Below are 20,249 nucleotides of genomic sequence, written 5' to 3'. Positions count from 1 at the left end.
TGCGTGCTTTAAAAGCACCTTACGAAAAGTTTTGAGTCGTGTGTTTTTCGGATGTGTCGTTTAGACAAATTCTTTCCCTGAGAACGACTGTCAAGCATCTTTTAGATATTTAGGAGGTGTATGGCTTTTACGTAGTTGTCTCAATATCAAGCAATATACCAATGCATCAACTCACAACCCATGCCGATTACAAAAGAGATTGTATCACAAATTGTAATTTCTATCAACAACAAAATTAAAAGCATTTTCTACATCTCCAAGCTAAAGCATGGCGTTTTGAAAATGAAGAGAGTGATAATTTTTTTGAGTTGAGGCAAAGCTGCCCGATGTAGTGAGCAGTGGTGTGCGTCGAAAAGATTTAACTTTGCCGTGCCTCTGTGACGGCAAACCTCAAGTTCTGTTGCTACTTAGCGACAATTAGCGTCCCCGTTTTAAAACTTTCCCCTACCTGAAGTTGGTAGACATAGATGCCACTTTCCACAATTTCCCCCGCTTCGTCGCGACCGTCCCAGGTCAATTCCGTGTCACTGGGGAGTGCTGTTAGGGTCTTGACAAGCATTCCATCAATGTCGTAGATGTGCACTGTAAATTCGCCCGAAGCATCTTCAAGTGCACGTGCAGGGAACACGACCTGATTGAAATCTTTATCTGGAGAGAGTGGCGTAAACGGGTTTGGATAGGGTTTATCAAAAATACGAAGTTTTGCCTGTGCCGGCGCGGATGCGTTACCCACTTCGTCAATTGCGATGACAACATACGTAAAACTACCTATAGACAATACGCGGTCATCAATCAGTTTGTATCCTGTAAGCTCATCATCTGGTATTACCCCTATTTCGCCGTTGGGAAGGGGTTCGATATCGGTGACTGAAGAACTGAATTGGACTTGGTAAGTCGTGACATCACGACTAACGCTCGGCTTCCATAAAATTTCCACACCTTCGCTTGAAGTCGTAACAGTGAGCATCATCGGCGGTTCTGGTGCAGCGGTATCCGGTGATACATTCACTGTTTGTATAGCGGAACGTTCCGATTGCAAGAACAGCGTCTTGTAAGCGGTTATCTGATAGGTATGTGTTCCTGGGGGAACGTTTACATCCCGAAATGTGGTTGAGAACCGGTCTTTGACCTCAATAGGATCTTCTTTGTCTCTATAGATGAGATAACCGTTGACATCTGGATCATTTGATTTCTGCCAACGGAGCGTCACATCGTTTTCACCGGTCGTATCGGCTTCGGTGGTGAACCCTATAACAGGATTAGGTGGTATGTTTGGGATCACTTGCAATGTAAAATCGTCGTTATTGAGTTTCCCGTCTGCTTGTTGGGGTCGGATGAATTCGCCGATAGGAGCATCCTCAAGATTGCGCAGGCGTACTCTGAACACTGCCTCTAATGTGACAGTGTTCGGTGTTTGGCAGTCAAAGGTAATTTCGTAGATCGAATTCTGGAAATCGCGGATGACATCTGCGAGTTCAACGCGCAGGATATTTCCGCCGGAGACGACTGGTCGGGCTACGATTTGGTTGCGGTCTCGCAGGATACCTTGAAAAAAGGAAGATTGAGTCAGAAATCCGGATGGCATTGAGATTTCAATGACCTTAATTTCTTCACCCGGCTCTGCGAGTGACCTGTCTATTACAAGCGTCACAATCAGTGGCACCGTCGAACTGGCAGGAACAATGCCTTGTGTTTGACCAACGACGTTTATCTCTCCGACAGAGGTGACCGCGCCATAACTGTTCAGAGCGATGAATAGACTCACAATAAGTGTTAAAGCAATCTGTGTGTTTTTCATTGGGTATACTCTTTTCTAAAATAGTAGATTGATAGAAAATCGCTGTGTTATGTTGTCCTGAAAATCTCCGCTGAGCAGCTGAAAGCCGTAATCAATTTGGACGGCAGTGCTGCTAATCGGAAGTTTGGCACTTCCACCGAAACTCAGGGTTGTAGCAGAATCGCTGCCATTCTTTAACCCGTAACCGCCACGGACAGCGATGGATTTATTCAACCAGACTTCTAAACCTGTGCGTATATAAATCTCTCCATTACGAGCGGCGACCTCAAAAGCTCCTAAACTACCTTTCAATAAATTGCTGACCGCTGCACCTTGCGCACTCATCTCTGCGATAGATTCAAGCCTGTATGCTAAACCTGCGCGGATGTTCAGGGGTACTGGGTCTGGGTCTACGTCAAAGACACTTGTATCAGCGATACTTGTATTCGCAGGAAGTAAATTCTCTACGGATGCGCCGAGACTCAAACTCTGAAACGGCTTTGCAATCACCCCAAAATCAAAAGAAACGGCTGAACTCGATGTTTGACCGAAATATGGATTCTCGGCGACGAATTCGTTCGTCTCGTCAAAAGAGATACCAAAGAGCTTCAGATTCGCGCCGATCGCTAATTGCTTGAAAATAGTGTTGCCGTAGGAAATGGACACCGCCTGTTCCCGATAAATTTCGGAATCTTCTGCAAGAATACCGAGACTCGCGCCGATTGAACCTATTCTCCCGAATGGGATTATACCGCTGATACTATTATAGGTAACAAGCCCATTGAGGCGTTGAGCCCTTGTGGCACCAACTTGGATTGCATCAATATATCCTAAGCCTGCAGCGTTGTAGTTCGCCGCGTTGCTATCATCGGCAAGAGCGACGAATGCGCCCCCTAAACCTAAAGGTCTTGCGCCAACACCGATGTCGTTAAATGCAGTGAAGGCGACAGTTGGAGAAAGCATCGCGATAAATAGAAGCAGATAGAGTATGTGTTTCAATTTATTATTCCTTTATAGTAAATTATATAGTTTTGTTTTACTTCCGAATTGACATCTTCTACGTAGCAAACGTGGCAGGATTTTGATAGGGCACTCACTTCGGTCCACCTGTCATTGGTACAAAGCTGACAGGAGTGACTTCGCTTGTCTGAATAGACGGCGTTGCGTTATTTCCAGTTTGAAAACCTTTCCGAATTAAAAGCAGATTTTGCTCAGAATCGCCGACCGGAATCACCATTCTACCGCCCATTGCGAGTTGCTGAACGAGCCGCTCCGGCACGTCCTGAGGTGCTGCGGCTACAAGTACAGCGTCGTAAGGTGCGTATTCTTGCCATCCATAATGTCCATTCCCTTTTTTGAAATGGACATTCCGATAGTCGAGTCCCTCCAATCGTGTTTTCGCATTTTTGGCAAGCATCGGTACAATCTCAACGGAATAAACTTCTTTCGCCAGTTCAGCAAGTATCGCCGTTTGATAGCCACATCCGGTGCCGATTTCAAGCACTTTTGACGTTGGCGTGAGCTCGAGCAAGTCTGTCATCAGTGCGACGATATAGGGTTGTGAGATTGTTTGGTCGCAGTCGATTGGTAGCGGTCCATCCTTATATGCGACATTGTGGTATTGAGGTTTTACAAAGAGATGTCTTTCTACCCTTCGCATGACATCAAGTATTTGAGGGTCATGGATACCCCGCGCTTCGATTTGGTTTTGGACCATTTTGCGGCGCAGTGTTGAATGGTTTTTAGCGAACAGCATCTTACCTCTGCTCCGGACATTAGTTTTAAGACTTTAGCCCCAGTATACTGGTATTCTAATTACCCACACTTATGTGATAAGGCATCAGGAGAAAAAGCCTATGTTTTTTGATTATGTTTAAAAGTCTCGCGGTAGTGTTCAAACCTGCGTAACGGGTAATAAACCATAGCGGAGATTCGGTTTCCACCCCCGCGTCCGCTATGCCTCCGTTTCCAAGTCCGGTGTGAGATAGTGTCGTAAATGGCAATAGTAGATTCCCGAATATTTGTGACAACCATTTCCTTTTTGGGAATCGGATTATTTCAAACGACCTTTCTCCTAATCCTGCGTGTTGTCGCGCGATTGCGAGTGCCAGACTTAAGCCGCCTAATTCGTCCACAAGCCCGTTTTCCTTTGCTTGTCTACCCGACCAGATACGTCCCTGTCCGAGTCTGTCAACATCTTCTACGGTTAACTTCGTTCTTCCAAGTGCCACCTTTTTGATGAAGTCTTCGTAAATTTCCTGTACCTGTTTCTGCACGATTGCTTGTTCTGCCGGTGGATAGTCTCCATAGTCTGAGTAAAAATCGGCGTGTTCACCGCGTTTGATGATTTCCTTGTCGATGCCGAGTTTTTCATATAGCCCTTTGAAACTATACTTACCGCTGACAACGCCGATAGAACCGGTAATTGTTCCGGGTTCGGCGACGATAGTATTTGCGGGGGCTGCTATATAATAGCCGCCCGATGCCGCGACATCACCCATTGACACCACGAGAGGTTTGACCTCGGTCAGTAGTACCAATTCACGCCATATCGTATCGGCTGCCGTAATAAGCCCACCGCCGCTATCAATCCGCAGGACGACTGCTTTGACATCATTGTCGTCTTTTATATCTTTGATAATACGTGCGATTGTATCTGCGCCCATCACTTGTGTCCCCAAAAGTGGATCAACAAAGCTATCGCCTGTTAACATCAATCCCTTCGCCTCAACGATCGCAACTTTCGGCTGTGGTTCTTGCCAGTCCTGCGTGTACAACCCACGACTTGCGTAGTCATTTAATGTCACCAAATCGGTGCGGGTACCCGTGAGTTCAGTCACAACATCAAAGAGCTCGTCTTCATAGACAAGCCGGTCTACGAGTTCAGTAGTGAGTGCCTGACGTGCTGTGTAGGGTCCCTCGTCAATTCGTTTCTTGACGTTTTCGTGTGTCCATCCGCGCCCATCTGCGATTGTCTCTACGAGTTGTTCATAAAGATCATTAAGAATAATATTCTGGATTTCACGGTGTGCTTCCGACATCTCTTTGCGCGTGAATGGCTCGGTCATTGATTTATACTTACCGCTACGTTCAAGGTCGGCTCTGATACCGAGCATGTCCAACGCGCCTTTGTAAAAAGAACGTTCTGTTCGCAAACCGATCAATCGTACTTCAGCGGCAGGGTTCATCAAGATGCCGTCGCACATAGATGCGACGATGTAGTCGCCGGTGGAGCAATTAGTGAGGTAACAAAGTACAACACGCCCAGATTCCCTGAAGTCCAAGATAGCGTCTGACATCTCTTGGAGTTGTGCAATGCCACAATTGCTTCCGTTGATACGAACGAGAATCCCAGCAATATCTTCGTCCCATTTGGCTATCGGGAGGACATCTTTGAGAGATTGCATCGGTAGGTCAAGGAACATATGGCGACGGGGTATAGGTTTCGTTTTAATAGCATTGGAGAAATGGAAATAGCCGACCCCGGCTTGTGGGTCTCGATTTTTGTCGAAGGCGTTTCCTGTGCCGACCCCCCAATTTCCGATATTTATACCGAAACGGACATCAAAACTTAGGTCGTTGTTTAGAGTCCCGCGAAGCATGAATTCACGGATAGGACGAATTTCTAAAGCATATCGAAATGCTAAATCCTCTACACCTTGCGTCTTCTGCATGTCAATGGAGAGTGTTGTCCGCCATGTTCCTGGGCGAAGTGCTAATCCGAAGTCGTAGGTGCGCCCAATTTTTTCTCCAAGCAATTTAGGTCTGTTAAGATCGCGCGCGGTTGCCCCGATTGAAAAGTAACGTCGCCGGTACATCAAACCGAGGGAGATAGATCGGAATGCGTCATAACCTTTATCGTCCGAATTCATCCAACTGTAACTTGTGCCCCAGTAGAGTGCCTTGCCCAAGTGGTATCCGCCAGAAAATGTATAGCGAGTGAAATCTGTGTCTGCGTCAGCAGTAACAAATTCCATGCCGAAGCCTGCTCCGGGGACAGCGAGGAAAAAAGCGTCATCGCCTGCCCAATCGCTCTGATATGTTCGGAGATAGTATAGGTTTAAACCACGACCTGTACCGAGACCTGAAGGATTAAAGAAGGTGGCTAAGGCATCATCGCTCATAGCGATGGAACTCGAAGGCAAGTGCGTGCGAACTTTGGATGGTGAGGCGGCAGCGTAAAGCGTGCTCATCCCGTAGATGAACGCTGCCGAGATAACAGCCTTCCTGACGTACCCTAAGGACTTGTTATATGAAGGCGTACCAATAAATGTGCTTCTCATTTAATAGGGCTTGCAAGTGAGTAATCACATCAATCCACAGTTTAAAACCTATGCTATAGAATACCACAAAACAGCGAAAATTGCAATAAAAACACTAAGGCTTACGCAATTTTTACATGTCTCCTATACATTAGATGAGGCTGGTGAGGTTTCAAGCCTCCCCATAACGGATTTTGTGCAAGTTCTGAACAATAGATGCTAAGAGCGTCGCGCATATTGTGGGAACAGTTCGTCATGGATGTCGCTACATTGTTGGAGATGGATTCTTCGGTTTTCATCTGCAGTGTCAACCATCGTTGGGAAAAACATCCCCGCGCCGGTGTCAATTTGGTACCCGCCTGCTGAGTGGACACTCAGATATTGATGCAACGTCTCCAAATCCGGTTCGGTTGTGCAATGTTGCGTGCAATTTATCGTGAACATCCGTCGTCGGGCACCACCGCCAAACGATGCGTGATAGGTATCGTGATTGAAAATCACGATATCACCGGGAGAGGTTTCCAAGGCGATGCTGGTTGGAAAGTCGCGGGCCGGGATGCCGTAGAGTGCCTCCGATTGATTCGGATCAATCTTCTGTGCTCTGACGAAATGTGTTGGGTTTTGGCTGCCGGGAATAACGCGTAAACATCCGGTGTCTCTCGTCAGATCATCAAGGTAGAAAGTCACTTTACAAGCGAAGAGTCTTCCCCAACCTCCGTCAGGATGCCAACCGGTGTCGCCGGTGTAATAATTGCCATCACCACCCGCGTAGTTGAAATCCTCACCAATCACGCCACCGATAAGTCCTTTGACCCGTTCATCATCAAGCAAGGTACAGAGTCGAGGACGATGCTCAATGGGGCCGCCGAACATTGTCCGACTTGTTCCGTCGTGGTTTTTACCGCCGCCGAATTCTTGAATCGTAAGTTCAAATTCTTCTGTAATCCATTCCATCTCGCTCGAGGAAAACAGGCTCGGCATTGCGAGGTATCCGAACGTATTGAAAAAATTCACTTGATGTTCTGTCAGTTTCATTTTTTAATTTCCTTTCGGTTCGGTCAGGTGCTTTTAGGATCGGTTCGTAGCCGTACGATTTACCGCACGCAGGAACGGGCAATGAATTGCCCTACTACAAACCGGGTTTACCTTCAATTTGAAAATGGATAGAGCACTACTCCTATCGCGCCCAGACATCAGGAACGGGCAATGAATTGCCCTACTACGAACCGGGCTTAACTTCAATTTGAAAATGGATAGAGCACTACTCCCATCGCGCCCAGACATTTGGCGTGACATATCCTTCGTCAATATACGGATCTTCACCAGTGACAGTGACAACCCCGCGATAGTTCCGCTGTCCTTTCCAGCCTAACCATGATGCTGTTGAGCAATAGTGGCTCACAAGGATACGCCGGTAGGCATTGCTACGATTCTTTTTGGAGCGATGTAAAAGGTAGCCGTTGAAAAACAGGACACTACCGGCTGACATTTCAATCGGAATTTCGTCAGTATCATCAAAGCCTGCGGCTTCGTGACAACTATCAAATTCGTGGCGTTTGTCGTGTGGAAAACGGTCATAGATGACCCCTGAGTGATGGCTATTCGGCAGCACCCAGATGCAACCATTTTCAATTGTTGCATCGTCTAAAGTTATCCACGCACCAACAAGTGATCGATCGCGCGTCGGAATCGGGTGTTCATCTTGATGCCACGGGTTCCCAGTATGTCCGGGTACCTTGCTTAGCATCATCGACTGCATGCATTTTACACCGCCATCCCAAAACGGAATGTGCGCGCCGACAATGACTCGAAGCACTTCACAGATTTTTGGATGTTCAATGTAACGCCGGACGAGGGGACTAAAGACGTGCGGTTCGCCGACGCACATGATTCTATCTAATACTTCCAGTTCGCTCGCTGTTTCTGGTATCGGTGGAATTGCATCGCATGGGTAATCACCACGAAAGATTTTCAGCATTTCTGCTTTTAACGCGTCGCATTCTTCTGATGTAATAAGATCTGGAAGCATTAAATATCCATCGTTGATATATGATTTTGCCCAAAGATTAGATTGTTCTTGAAGCATTTCAATTCCTTTGCAAGTCGGGTTTGAGACTCCCATTATTCCGCTCGGATGATCCGCCAAGTCTCCGCCTCGTTCGCGAGGATCAGCGTCACTTTGCCTGATGTCTGTTTAACCTGCCCATCCGTTTTGGTGACATATTGCAATGTGTACCCTCCGGTTACGATTGCAGTATCGTCAACGATATTGGGATGGATGTTGACATCGGTCAGCGTCATGTCAATCTGATGATACGTTTGAAAAAAATGTGATACCTTGGTTTTAACGTCTTGATATGTACGTCCATTCGATAGATACGCCTCTGAGAAGCAGGACATAACCTGTGCGAGATGAGCCATGTCATATCCACGTTCATATCGGTTTAAGATACTCTGGATGGTCTCTTTGATAGTCGGTTCGGTTTGATCTTTCGCCACCTGTGTCTCTGTCGGCACAGAATGTCCCACGGATTCAGGTGGGATGCCCTGCACAATCTGTTGAAGCGTATATACCTCCGGCGCGGCATACCCCCATACTTCAAGTTCCATTACCCGTGCGACACCTTCTACTTCGTACACAGGTCGTTTACCTGCCATGTGTTGGTAATTCCGGACCGTGTCGTTTGAGGAGACCGGAACAAGTCTTATTTGCCTTGCAATGAGACGTTGCCGGACTTCGTGAACGCGCTTGCCTTTCGTGTTATTTCGCGCTGTATACTGCTTATCTTTCGTATCACCTGACGGAATAAGTCCCCAGCCAGTGCCGTGCCAATACTCAATCCGGTAATCTTTCAACCCGAATTGCGGTGCTGGATATTTCTCAGAGTCAACCGTCCAGACGACAATCTTGCGAATGTCAACAGGTTTGGCAAGTGTTACAGACACATAAGGCCGCTTGTTCAGGTCGGAGGTGCGGAGATGTTCTAAGCTGCTCCCCCAACCACTCCCTTCATCCCATGTTTCAGAGGTGGTATCACCATCAATTACCTCCTCAGCGCGATGATTTGGTACGGATTGTGAGGCCTCTACAGTTGCGCCACTTCGACTCAGTGCGAAATTGATAAGAGGCGGTGGTGGTTCTAAAAGATGTTCCTGCAAAGTTTGTGATTTACAACCGATTATCGTAAGTAAAAGCGTCAGGCACACAATATACACACGAAGCATCATTGCCCTCCTTTTTCGTATCACCGTAATACTGCCAAGCGTCCGAGCAGTTGCGCGGTTTGTTCTCCGATGACAGCACGTATCCTGTAAAAGTAGACCCCGTTGGCAAGTAACACGCCGTCATCATTTCGTCCGTCCCACAGATGTTCGTTGTAGCCTTCGTTTGCTGAAGCCTCTTTCAAGACCGTTACTCTCCGCCCAGATGTTGTATAAATTGTGATAGAGACTTCATCTGCATCCAGCGACAAACGATAGGTAAATGTCGTTTCTCGCTTCAGGGGATTTGGATAGTTATGAATGTCCCAAACTTGAAGAGAGGTATCCTCTGGCGAGAAGTCCGTATCATGTTTCTGAAGCGTCTGATAATCGAAATTTGTTAACCAAGCGGCTTCTGCATTTAAGGTGTTCAACAACTCCGCTTCAATCGTCTGATGTGAATACCCAAATAGTGGAATAAATTCCTTAATTCCTTTAATGTGCGGTTGTATGGATTTTGAGAATTCAGTGGCACTTATAAGTTTGGCACGGATTGCCTCTGCCGTTCCGAGTTGGTAGCCGAGTGTTATCGCTTCTATTAATTTGGTACGGCTTTCAAATAACAATACCCACAACTCCATCAAGTGAATTGCGTCGCTTAAATCTTCAGTTGCCTCAAGATCAAAGGGTTTCGCGATCTCACTTGCCGCCCTCATCTCATTTGCGGATTGCTGTTGTGGTGCCAAAAGTGCGGTAAACCGGTTCGAGGCAAATTTGGCGATCTTAAATTCGGGGATAGCCAATGTATCCTCTACCGCCCGTGGTCCGATCAGCGTCCAGAACCGTGTCGCGAGTCCAGCAGAGCCGCTCCCGTAGGTGCCGCCTACGGTTAAGGATCCAGCGTAATCGGAAAAATAATTCGCCATGTTCCATCCGTTTACGCGTAGCGCATTCAGAATACGTGGGGCGGCTTCAGCACCGTATCGGGCTATCAATTCATTAAGAAGTAACTGAAAATAGTCGAGTTCGACCTCCCAATTGAGGCGTGCACTGACGAGTCTATCGAGGTATCCCAACCCCTGTGTTGCCCCTTGGACAGTGAAACCACCTAAACCGATGACTTCAGGATCATTGGCGAGTCGCCGGACACCTTCTACGAACAGATCACTCTCCAGCATCCAGAAGGGCATTACCTCTTCCACTTCGTGCGACAAGACTATGAAGCGATGCCCAATTTCACCAAGTGCCCTAATTTGTTGGATAGGCACTCCGGCATCTGCGACCGGTTCGCCATCTGCGCCCCACTTTCGCGAGAAAATCGTACCTTTCGGCAACCGGCGTGCATAGACACCTTCAGCATCCTTAAGCCAGCTGCTGTCATACCCGGAGACATAGAATTTGAAATCTGGACGTATCTCCCGCGCGGCATCAATAATTGTAAAGTAGACTTCCCAGAGTTTCGCTTGTCCCTGTTCTGTTCTATCACCGCAATCCGGGCAATCGCATGCGCGCGTCTCGTGTCCCCATGACCTGAGGTGAAAACCGGCAAGTGCTGGATAAGTGTGTACAATCGCCTGAATCAGTTCTTTTGCGAGCGTGTGGAATTCCGGTTTGGACCAGCAGAATGGTCGGTAAGATACTTCGTTCCGAGATGCCCCGTAAAATACTTCTGGTCCCAAAACGTCCGGCCGCTCTCGAATCAGTGCCTCAGTCGGTTCGCCGGTCACATACATAAAGAGGTAAGCATCAATCCCGCGCCGTTTGAGGGCATTGAACCGATCTCGTAGCGTTGCGATGCGGTCCCGTCGCTGGGTTATCGGTTCGTCTTGTAGTGCTTCAAACGCCGGTGTATCGACATATTTGAAAGCGGTTCCGAACCCATCTTCGATTCCTGTGCCTGTCCAAACCCCCTCGCCGCCACTCATATTGATACGGTGGCGTGCGAGCCAATCTGGACTTTCTACCTCCAGCACGGCGCGCACGGGGTAAAACGGAGCCGATGTCTCGTTTATGAACGGCACGAGTAGTACCTGCGCTCTGGTAACTGGCACCTCTGGATGCACCGGTGTTAATCCGGTTAACGCCGTAATACATTTTTCGATAAAGGCGTACGCGCCGTAGACAACGCCTCTTTCGGTATGTGCTGTCACAACAATAACAATCTCAGTGCCGACTTCAACTGTTTTAATCCGATAGCCTTCGTCTCCGAGTTCTTTTCCAAGCGAAAGTTCTATGTTCGCTTGTAGTCCTGCAATCGTGGGATTTGATTTGGGGGTGCCTAACACGATCGCTGTTGGGGTTTCTGTCTGTTGTCGATTGGTGCGGATGTCAAGTTTAGCCCCTGTGAATCGCTGGATAAAGGTTTGGATTTCCTCGGCGGCAAATTGTTCTTGCTCCGAGGCATTCGCGCCAATTTGAAGTGTCGCCCTCGGTTCACCGGATACCGCGATCGGAATTTCATTACTTTTTGCTTGCACAGCAGAGATCAGAAAGCAAAATACAACAATAAGCGTCCGGAAACCTTTCTTATATCGTGCCGTGTTTAGAGACATCAGGCATCGCGTTTTAATGGACATGTTTACCTTCAAATCCCTGAAAGAAGTAGATAACACAAAAGGTCAGTGCGAATCCGATGACAAATAGCACTTTCGCGGTGCGACTCAAGCCAGTATCTTCAGCAGTATATTTGCCACGGAACCCATCCATGACGACATGCAAAAGCGTACCTACGGCGAATGCTGTCAGGTAATCCGTCAATTCCGCGAAAGCCGCACGGAGCAGCTGCTCTCCCAATATTGCGCCCACCACGGGTCCAATTATCAGTGGCGTTAGCCGCGCCAATGCTTTAATAAATATCTGGTCTCGAAGGAGTGCAACGGTGATGAGCACCCCGACTGGCAAGCGATGGATCAATATACCAAATGCGAGGGCACCACCGAGGACCTCTTCTCTTGCTGCGATAACCAGAGCAAGTCCATCTGTGAGTGAGTGGAGCGCTAAGCCAAAGACTGTTAAGTTGACGCCCCACCCAAATCTCTTTTTATCGGCGTTGCTTTCGGTCTCATCCCGCTGGTGGGTTGTAAGGTGTTCTATCACTGAGATTAGAAGGAACCCACCCCACATTACGAGGATTGTGACGTATCCTGCATCGGTGTAAAGGTGCATCATCATTACCAAAACAACACCAAGGACTGCGCCAGCGGTTAACCCGAATATGTTTCCAAAATGTTTTTGCTGTATCTGGGATACAAAAGCGATTCCTGCGCCGAGTGGGACCGTCACGACCACGATTGCCAGATAAAATATAAGCATGGTACAAATATAGCAAAATTCGGATAGTATTGCAATCTAAATTCTGTCCACCCGTTTACCGCTCAGGGTCATTCAATTTTAAGAAATTATTGGATTGGATGTCTTTTTTCCAAGATTCGCTGCGAAATGCTGCGAAAATTTCTGCGTTTTTTAAAAAAACATAACATATATAAAGTATTAACACCTGCGAAAAGGACAACATCCAAAACGGACAATTGAATGACCTTAGTTTACCGCTATTTTTTCAATTGACGTGTTTGTGGATTAATGGTACAATTGATTTTCACTGCTATGCAAATAGACGCGAACGCAGCTCGAGTCGGGTGTTATATTTATATTTTGTTATCTGATAAAGGACGAATGACATGTTAGAAAAAATTTTTGATGTGATTATCGGCTTTATGCTCAATAGAGATTTGGAAAAGGAGATGGGAGTTCGGCATAAGTTTTTCAAGGGTCGTCTCGCCGAGATCCCTTCAAAAGTCTTTGACAGACTCGTTGATTTTATAGTCGGCGCACGCTACTCTTATTACTTGGAAATGCGGCGCAATATGCTTGAGGGAGGGGTTATTGATATTCCTTCAAATATCTTTGATTGGAAAGCACTTGAGCGCACGAGTGGCTATTTGCGCCTCTATATGGAGGACTTTCATGGTAAGTTCAAGGAACGCTATGACGGCAATTTCGCTGCCGAAGATTTTAAAGATTGGTTCCGTTATTTTCATGTCGAACGTCCTGAACAAAAATCAACAAAAAAATCTGTTTCCGAAGCTTTGCTCGCTGATGATCTACCGAGGATTTAAATTTAAGGCTAACGCCGCGAGATGCCGGATTTGACGAAAGCTCAGACCGGCATCTCGTCATAGGTTCTGCCCTCTAACTCCCGCCCCATTTTCGACTTACGTTTACCACCCCACTGTTTAAAGAAAAAATGTACTTTGGCATCCGCGCACCATTTTTAAGTATGATAATTATTACTATATTAAATTATACCAATTTTTGTTAGGTTATGTCAAGTTATTTTTTATCTTCCTACCATCTTCTCGTCCAAAAGTAGACAAAACTGATAATCCCCGCTACAACCATGATGCAATATGTGACGAAATAGAGTCTTACATTGATCAGATAAGTTAAAAATTGGATGCCTACGAAAACACCAATAGCAAGCAGGTTACAAAAGAAAGGGATCCAGACAGCGGCTGTCCGTTTTTGGACGAATTCTTCGGCGAGTGGCAAGTTAGATTGTGGTTTTGGATAAAAGATGACGTAATTGAGTAAAATGACGAACCCCGGCAAGAGATAAAAAATGCCTAAAACGCCCCAAAGAACGACAGCAATGCAAAGCATTAAGAGCGTACACGGAGCAACAAGATAAAAGAGGGCAGTCGCTTGTACACCTCGCCACAGGTTACTTGATGCTGTGAAGGGTGCAAGTTTTAACATCCACGCCGCTTTCCAGTGCTCTGAATATCTAACCGGTACGATGAAACTATCAACAAATGCCATACCAACAAAACAGAACATAATAGAAAAACCTGGGCTTAGTCCGATGGCATAGGAGTTCTGAATCCATTTCCATTTTAGAAAAAATAGATTATCCTGCGTGGATATAACAATTATGACAAGAATACTCCCAAGCGAAATGAAGAATTGTTGCAGTATTCTCTTATCCCGACATAGGTATGCAGTGCTGAGGCAAAGTCCGGCACGGATAGCGTGGTTTCGGAACATTCTCGCAAATAGCGGCGTTTTCACCTGTACCTCAGACTTTTGTCGACTCTCAGATCCCAACAGATAGGAGAGGTATTCTGAATAACCTCTGGCGATATTCCGAAGTGGCACCAACACCAAAAAGAGCGTCGAAGTAACAGCCAATCCTGCTAAAATCAGAAACTGCCGTTCTATTTCTCCAAGTGCAAGCGAGACTGCCCCAGCAAACCATCCATTCGGGAGCACGTAGAACCATTTCAGAGCAGAGGTCAATTTATCTGCTGTGAAATCTTCTGGTAACATGCGTGGTGATAATTGAGCGAAAAGAATCCACATTGTTGGGAAAAGCGCGGGGAATATAAACTGCGCGTATTGCGCTATGTTTCGGAGCCCTTTTTTCGTGTAGAATTTCGTCAAATACCCTGCGAACATCGTCATTACACCGATGGTGAAAAAGCCGGACATAAAGACAAGGAGTAGGTAAACTAAAGGAAAGAAGAATTGGAAATTAGAAGGGTCTTCTCCACGGAGCCAAATGCCACCGATAGCGGGTAACAGATTTGAACTCACCAACAACAGAACAGTGTAAGTGAGGATCGGTGTCAGTTTCACGAGAAAATAGGTGCGTGATGAAATTGGGGTGTGTGCCACAACAGGATAGTGTGTCGGACTGAGAAGCACATCAAAGTATGGGATCGTCCAGAGTCCGACTACCACCATAGACATAGTTATACCCATAAGTGCGTAAGTGAACACATCCACTCGGAGGATCACCATAATTGCAATGGATATACTTATGATAAAACAGAATAGGCAGTTCAAACCCAGCGACAAGTTAGCAAAGCGTTTTCCTTCAAGTGCCCGCTTCTGCACCAATTTTTCTGTTTGTAGGAGGGAGCTATATTGGGTTGGGGAGGCACCGAGTCTCTCTACGATTTTCTCAAACATCTACGACTACTTTCTCTCATCTCTTTTTAAGAAAATGGACAAAACCGATAAGACCGCTCACAACCGTGACGGCATAAAAACTGTAATAAACCCATATATTAATCAGGTAAGTTAGATATTGGATGCCTACAAAGGCTATAACAACAAGCGCGCTACATACAAAAGGGATCCATGCGCCAGCAGCCATCCGTTTTTGGACGAATTCTTCGGCGAGTGGCAAGTTAGATACGGGTTTTGGGTAAAAAATGACGTAATAGAGTAAAATAGTGAACCCCGGCAGGACGTAAAAGATCCCGGAAACGCCCCAAATAAAGGTAGCAATGCAAAACATAAGGAACGTACACGGCGCAACAATGTAGAGAAGGGTCGTCGCTTGCACACCGCGCCATAAGTCTCGCGTTGTTGCAAGCGGTGCGAGCGTTAACATCCATGATGCTTTCCAATGTCCTGAGTATCTGACCGGTAAAATGAAAGTCCCTATAAAACTTGTCCCGACAAAGTAAAACATCATAGAAAAGCCTGGACTTAATCCGATAGCGTAAGCGTCTTGAATCCACTTGAGAGAAAATGGTTCGTCTTGCATAAATAGAACCACAAGTATAATGATGGCACCGAACGCACCGAAAAGTTGTCGCAATATGTGCTTATCGCGCCACATATATGCAGCACCAAGGCAAAACGCTGCGCGCATAGCAGGGTTTCGGCACAGTCTCGCGAACAGCGGTATTTTCACCCGCAACTCGGATCTCTGTTGATTGCCAGATTCCAACAAGTAAGAGAGGTATTCTGAATAACTTCTCGCGATACTCCGAAGTGGGGCGAATATCAAGATGAGCGTTGAAACGACTGCCAGTCCTGTTAGAATCAAAAAATGGCGTTCTATTTCTCCTACCCCAAGCGATACGGCTCCGGCGAACCAACCGTTCGGAAGTGCATAGAACCATTTCACAAATGCGTTTAATTTATCTATTCCGCCATCTGATAATGAGGAAGGTAAACGGGGGAGAAGAATCCATACCATAGGGAAAAGACTTGGAAATATAAACTGCGCGTATTGCGCGATATTTCGGAGACTCTTCTTCGTATAGAGTTTCGTCAAATACCCTGCGAAGACTGTCATCACGCCAATGGCAAAGAAGCCTGACATGAAAGCGATAAACAGATAGACGAGCGGAAAAAGGTATAGGAGTTGAGAAGATTCCCTAACATGAATCCAGATACCAGCGATTGCAGGCGGCAGATTGAAACTAACTAACAATAACACGGTGTAAGTGAGGATCTGCGTCAGTTTCACAAGAAAATAGGTGCGCGATGAAACTGGCGTGTGTGCCACAATCGGGTAATGTATAGGCGCGATAAGAATATCAAAGTATGGGATCGTCCAGATGCCTATCATCGCCATAGACATGGTGATGCTGATCAGCGCGTAGGTGAACACGTTCAAAGAGACAAGTAGCATAGACGCGCTCGAAAGTCCCACGATAAAGAAGATTCCACAGCTCAAACCAAGCGACAGGTTGACGAAGCGATTTCCTTTAAGCGCGCGCTTCTCCACCAATTTCTCTGTATTCAGGAGGTACCTGTACTGCGTTGGCGAGGCACCGAGCAATTCTACAATTTTGTCAAGCATCTACGGTTTCCTCCGTTCGTTTATTTTTTTGGAGAAAATAAATAAAAATGATAAAACCGCCCACAACAGTGACACAATAGAAACCGTAATAGACCCATATATTCAGCAGATACGTTAGAAATTGGATGCCTATGAAGACACCAGTGATAAAGAGACTTGATAGAAATGGAATCATAGTTTCGCCAGTCGTCTGTTTTTGGACGAATTCTTCGGCGAGTGGCAAGTTAGATACAGGTTTTGGGTAAAGCATAACGAAATTGAGTAACATGATTGACACCGGTAAGATGTAGAATATACCCAAAATGCCCCAAAGAACGGTCGCAATACAAAACATAAGGAGCATACACGGCACAACGATGTAGAGAAGCCCGACTGCCTGCACGCCTCGCCATAAGTCATGTGTTGTTGAAAGCGGTGCGAGTGCTAACATCCATGACGCCTTCCAGTGTTCTGAATACCTAATGGATGCGATGAAACCGCCAACAACACTAAATCCGACAAAGTAGAATATAGCCGAAAAACCTGGACTTAGCCCGATGGCGAAGGAATGCAGAACCCATCCTTGGTCAAGCATAACTACGAGCATAATGACGCTTCCGAGCGATGCGAAAAACTGGCGCAACATGTTTCTATCACGGCGCATATATACAGCACAGAGGCAAAGCCCCGCGCGGATGGTACGGTTTTGAAACATTCTCCCAAACAGCGGCATTTTCACTCGAATTTTAGATTTTTGACGACTTCCGGATTCCAACAGGTGGGAAAGATATTCAGTGTAACTCTTCGCTATACTCCGAAGTGGCACCAACACCAAAAAGAGCGTTGAAACGATAGCCAGTCCTGCTAAAATCAAGAAATGCCATTCTATTTCTCCGAGTGCAAGCGAGACTGTTCCAGCAAACCAACCGTTCGGAAGTGCATAGAACCATTTCAGAACCGAAACGAGTTTATCCTTTGAAAGGTCTGGTAATAGGCGCGGCAGGAGGATAAACGTCACGGGGAAGAGAGCGGGAAATAGAAACTGCGCGTACTGCGCGATATTTCGGAGTATCCTTTTGCTGTAGAGTTTTGTCAAATACCCCGCGAATGTAGTCATCACACCAATTGTGAAGAAACCCGACAGAAAAACAATAGGCAGATAGACAAAAGGAAAAAGGAGTCGAAAGAAAGAAAATTCTCCTTTATGAACCCAAATACCACCGATAGCAGGCATCAGATTTAAACTGCCTAACAGCAGAGTGGTATAAGTGAGTATCTGCGTTAACTTTACGAGAAAGTAGGTGCGCGATGGTACCGGCGTATGCGCAATAATAGGATAATTTACAGGTATGAGAAGGATATCAAAGTATGGGACCATCCAGATGCCTATCATCATCATAGACATTGTGATGCCGATAAGCGAAAAGGTGAATGTGTCCATCGATAAGAGGAACGGCATAAATGTAAATAAAACACTGATTATAAAACCGAAAACACAGGTCAAGGCGAGAGACATATTGGATAGGTCGTTTTTTCCCTCAAGTGCCCGCTTTTCTACTATCTTTTCCGTTTGTAAGAGATACCTATACTGGGTTGGGGCATCGCAGAATCTTTCCACAATTTTCTCAAGCATTCGGGGTGTTCTCCGTCACAATCCGAATGGCTTCTTCGGTTTTTTCATCAATGCCTGTTGTTTCCGTCAGTTGTGCGAAAATTTCATTGAGTGCGGTTTGATTCGTCTGCTGTCGCAATTCTTCTACTGGGGCATCAGCGATGAGTTTCCCTGAATTGATAATCATGATTCGCGGACAGAGCGTTTCGGCAACCTCAAGGATATGTGTGCAATAGAGGATCGTTTTCCCTAAATCGGCTAAACGTTGGAGGAGTGCTTTCATGAGGGTTACCGTTCCGACATCCAGATTGGTGAAGGGTTCATCTAAAAACAGGACATCTGGATTGTGCATGAGCGCAGACATGATGATACACTTCTGACGCATGCCTTGTGAAAAACCGCTTATCCTTTGGTTTGCCTGAAATGCCATGTCAAACAACTTGGCGAGTTCTTCTATTTTCTGCGCGATGAGGCGTTCCTCTAAATGATAGAGCCTGCCGATTAACTGGAGGTGTTCTACTAAAGTCAGGTGTTCATAGAGTTGTGCTTCTTCAGGCACGTATCCGATGTGCCGCTTTAATTCAAGCAGTTCGGTTTCGGCGTCGTATCCTGCCACAGAGATTTCGCCGGATGTTGGGTGCAGCAAGCCTACGAGCATTTTAAGCGTTGTACTTTTCCCTGCCCCGTTGGGACCGAGATAACCGACGATTTCACCCTGTTTCACTTCAAAACTAATGTCGTCAACTGCTGTATTCTGTCCATATTTCTTGGTGAGATTTGAAACCTGAATCATATTTGTTGGTTATCCTCGTAGTTTCGGACTATCTATGATAATTAGAGACGCGATTTTGGGGCAAAAAGGGTGCATAATTTCGGAAAAACGCAAGGAAATCTGAATTCCTCCAATAGACATCCATTTCGATTTATGATACCATATTAACACATTTCTATCACCCGATTTCTTGAAAGAAGAAGGAGCATATACATGGAATTCGTCCAGTTGACGGAGGCGCAACGTCAGGAATTTGAAGAGAACGGATACTTCATCATGCGCTCAGTCCTTGACAACGAGATGATAGATCGTTTGCTGGAAGCAGGGGATCGTTTAATGGCATCTTTGGATCTCAATGGCGGACATTATGGTCACAGGCGGGACGGATTGGTACAAGAACCTGCCTTCGCGGAACTCGTATCACAAACAAAAGCGATCCCCTTGGTGATTCAACTTCTTGGCACGAATATCCATATCACCAATACCGCGCTCCTCTATAAGCATCCGCAGCCTCACGAACTTCCAGAACGCCGTGGCTGGCATCGAGATGCCGGTATACATTTGGATCTCGGACATAAGGCTTGCCCGCGCGTTGGGTTGAAGGTGGCTTACTGCTTAACGGACTGTGATGTGCCGAACTCTGGTGCGACGCTGTTTATTCCGAAGAGTCATAAATCAGGGGAACCGTTGGGCATTCCCGAAGGCGAGATTGATCCGATTGAACCGTACGACGAGCCTTTACTCCGTGCAGGGGACGCTTATTTCTTTGAAAGTCGTATCTACCACACCACCGGACTCAACTTTACGGATAAAACCGCCAAGATTGTTATTTATGGCTATCATTACGCGTGGCTCAAGCCAGAAGGGTATCTGTTGTACTACAACGACAGACAGCAACCCGATGCGGACGTACTGGAAAAGGTTGACGATTTAGGGAAACAGTTTCTCGGTGGTGGTGGCGGTGCGGCAGCACAATGGTCAGCAGCACATAATCTGGCGTTAGAACAGGCACCACATGTCGTGACAATCTAACCTTTTTTTGCTAC

The 20,249-nt window shown here is 46.4% G+C and carries 15 protein-coding genes and 1 pseudogene; 2 read left to right on the top strand and 14 right to left on the bottom strand.

The window, feature by feature from the left end; all coding sequences use genetic code 11:
- Positions 1-403: 403 nt before the first annotated feature.
- From OXH00_00490 to OXH00_00450, 9 genes are all read right to left on the bottom strand, one after another.
- Positions 404-1,798, bottom strand: a complete 1,395-nt coding sequence (locus tag OXH00_00490; protein MCY3739474.1) for a hypothetical protein — start codon at positions 1,796-1,798, stop codon at positions 404-406.
- 15 nt (positions 1,799-1,813) lie between these two features.
- Complete coding sequence (locus tag OXH00_00485) at positions 1,814-2,776, bottom strand: hypothetical protein (protein ID MCY3739473.1); 963 nt, start codon at positions 2,774-2,776, stop codon at positions 1,814-1,816.
- 94 nt (positions 2,777-2,870) lie between these two features.
- Positions 2,871-3,533 carry a protein-L-isoaspartate(D-aspartate) O-methyltransferase gene (locus OXH00_00480; protein ID MCY3739472.1) on the bottom strand — a complete coding sequence of 221 codons (663 nt, stop codon included), beginning with the start codon at positions 3,531-3,533 and terminating at the stop codon, positions 2,871-2,873.
- Positions 3,534-3,588: 55 nt separating this feature from the next.
- Entirely contained in the window at positions 3,589-6,060 is a 2,472-nt protein-coding gene (sppA, locus tag OXH00_00475; GenBank protein MCY3739471.1) for a signal peptide peptidase SppA, read from the bottom strand.
- A 198-nt stretch (positions 6,061-6,258) separates the two neighbouring features.
- A complete protein-coding gene (locus tag OXH00_00470; GenBank protein ID MCY3739470.1) occupies positions 6,259-7,074 on the bottom strand; it encodes a phytanoyl-CoA dioxygenase family protein in 816 nt (271 codons plus the stop codon).
- A gap of 226 nt (positions 7,075-7,300) precedes the next feature.
- Positions 7,301-8,125, bottom strand: a complete 825-nt coding sequence (locus OXH00_00465) for a phytanoyl-CoA dioxygenase family protein (protein MCY3739469.1) — start codon at positions 8,123-8,125, stop codon at positions 7,301-7,303.
- A 35-nt stretch (positions 8,126-8,160) separates the two neighbouring features.
- On the bottom strand, positions 8,161-9,267 hold the full coding sequence (locus tag OXH00_00460; GenBank protein ID MCY3739468.1) for a hypothetical protein: 1,107 nt from the start codon (positions 9,265-9,267) through the stop codon (positions 8,161-8,163).
- 17 nt (positions 9,268-9,284) lie between these two features.
- Positions 9,285-11,816 (bottom strand): alpha-glucuronidase family glycosyl hydrolase, encoded by a 2,532-nt coding sequence (locus OXH00_00455; protein ID MCY3739467.1) that lies wholly within the window; start codon positions 11,814-11,816, stop codon positions 9,285-9,287.
- Positions 11,806-12,552, bottom strand: a complete 747-nt coding sequence (locus OXH00_00450; GenBank protein MCY3739466.1) for a hypothetical protein — start codon at positions 12,550-12,552, stop codon at positions 11,806-11,808. The genes OXH00_00455 and OXH00_00450 overlap by 11 nt, the downstream gene beginning before the upstream one ends.
- 365 nt (positions 12,553-12,917) lie before the next feature.
- Between OXH00_00450 and OXH00_00445 the strand changes: the two genes are divergently transcribed.
- Entirely contained in the window at positions 12,918-13,355 is a 438-nt protein-coding gene (locus OXH00_00445) for a hypothetical protein (GenBank protein ID MCY3739465.1), read from the top strand.
- A 41-nt stretch (positions 13,356-13,396) separates the two neighbouring features.
- Here the strand turns inward: OXH00_00445 and OXH00_00440 are convergent.
- The 5 genes and pseudogenes from OXH00_00440 to OXH00_00420 form a co-directional block, all read right to left on the bottom strand.
- Positions 13,397-13,504 (bottom strand): annotated as a pseudogene (locus OXH00_00440) (DUF5131 family protein).
- Positions 13,505-13,584: 80 nt separating this feature from the next.
- Entirely contained in the window at positions 13,585-15,210 is a 1,626-nt protein-coding gene (locus OXH00_00435; GenBank protein ID MCY3739464.1) for a hypothetical protein, read from the bottom strand.
- Positions 15,211-15,226: 16 nt separating this feature from the next.
- Entirely contained in the window at positions 15,227-16,840 is a 1,614-nt protein-coding gene (locus tag OXH00_00430) for a hypothetical protein (protein ID MCY3739463.1), read from the bottom strand.
- The gene (locus OXH00_00425) at positions 16,833-18,452 is read right to left on the bottom strand and encodes a hypothetical protein (GenBank protein ID MCY3739462.1); all 1,620 of its coding nucleotides are present in this window, start codon (positions 18,450-18,452) and stop codon (positions 16,833-16,835) included. Before OXH00_00425 ends, OXH00_00430 begins: the two co-directional genes overlap by 8 nt.
- Positions 18,445-19,224 (bottom strand): ABC transporter ATP-binding protein, encoded by a 780-nt coding sequence (locus OXH00_00420; GenBank protein MCY3739461.1) that lies wholly within the window; start codon positions 19,222-19,224, stop codon positions 18,445-18,447. Before OXH00_00420 ends, OXH00_00425 begins: the two co-directional genes overlap by 8 nt.
- Before the next feature lie 192 nt (positions 19,225-19,416).
- Here OXH00_00420 and OXH00_00415 point away from each other — a divergent pair, with 192 nt between their 5' ends.
- A complete protein-coding gene (locus tag OXH00_00415) occupies positions 19,417-20,235 on the top strand; it encodes a phytanoyl-CoA dioxygenase family protein (GenBank protein ID MCY3739460.1) in 819 nt (272 codons plus the stop codon).
- Positions 20,236-20,249: the final 14 nt, after the last annotated feature.

Source organism: Candidatus Poribacteria bacterium, from assembly GCA_026706025.1.
Classification (GTDB): Bacteria; Poribacteria; WGA-4E; order WGA-4E; family WGA-3G; genus WGA-3G.
Note: the sequence above shows the minus strand (reverse complement) of the source record. Positions and strands in the feature narration are given on the sequence as shown.

Coding starts and splice junctions, on each gene's coding strand:
- OXH00_00445 (MCY3739465.1), top strand. CDS start 12,918: ATGTTAGAAAAAATTTTTGATGTGATTATCGGCTTTATGCTCAATAGA.
- OXH00_00420 (MCY3739461.1), bottom strand. CDS start 19,224: ATGATTCAGGTTTCAAATCTCACCAAGAAATATGGACAGAATACAGCA.
- OXH00_00455 (MCY3739467.1), bottom strand. CDS start 11,816: ATGTCCATTAAAACGCGATGCCTGATGTCTCTAAACACGGCACGATAT.
- OXH00_00425 (MCY3739462.1), bottom strand. CDS start 18,452: ATGCTTGAGAAAATTGTGGAAAGATTCTGCGATGCCCCAACCCAGTAT.
- OXH00_00450 (MCY3739466.1), bottom strand. CDS start 12,552: ATGCTTATATTTTATCTGGCAATCGTGGTCGTGACGGTCCCACTCGGC.
- OXH00_00480 (MCY3739472.1), bottom strand. CDS start 3,533: ATGCTGTTCGCTAAAAACCATTCAACACTGCGCCGCAAAATGGTCCAA.
- OXH00_00460 (MCY3739468.1), bottom strand. CDS start 9,267: ATGATGCTTCGTGTGTATATTGTGTGCCTGACGCTTTTACTTACGATA.
- OXH00_00435 (MCY3739464.1), bottom strand. CDS start 15,210: ATGTTTGAGAAAATCGTAGAGAGACTCGGTGCCTCCCCAACCCAATAT.
- sppA (MCY3739471.1), bottom strand. CDS start 6,060: ATGAGAAGCACATTTATTGGTACGCCTTCATATAACAAGTCCTTAGGG.
- OXH00_00430 (MCY3739463.1), bottom strand. CDS start 16,840: ATGCTTGACAAAATTGTAGAATTGCTCGGTGCCTCGCCAACGCAGTAC.
- OXH00_00465 (MCY3739469.1), bottom strand. CDS start 8,125: ATGCTTCAAGAACAATCTAATCTTTGGGCAAAATCATATATCAACGAT.
- OXH00_00470 (MCY3739470.1), bottom strand. CDS start 7,074: ATGAAACTGACAGAACATCAAGTGAATTTTTTCAATACGTTCGGATAC.
- OXH00_00490 (MCY3739474.1), bottom strand. CDS start 1,798: ATGAAAAACACACAGATTGCTTTAACACTTATTGTGAGTCTATTCATC.
- OXH00_00415 (MCY3739460.1), top strand. CDS start 19,417: ATGGAATTCGTCCAGTTGACGGAGGCGCAACGTCAGGAATTTGAAGAG.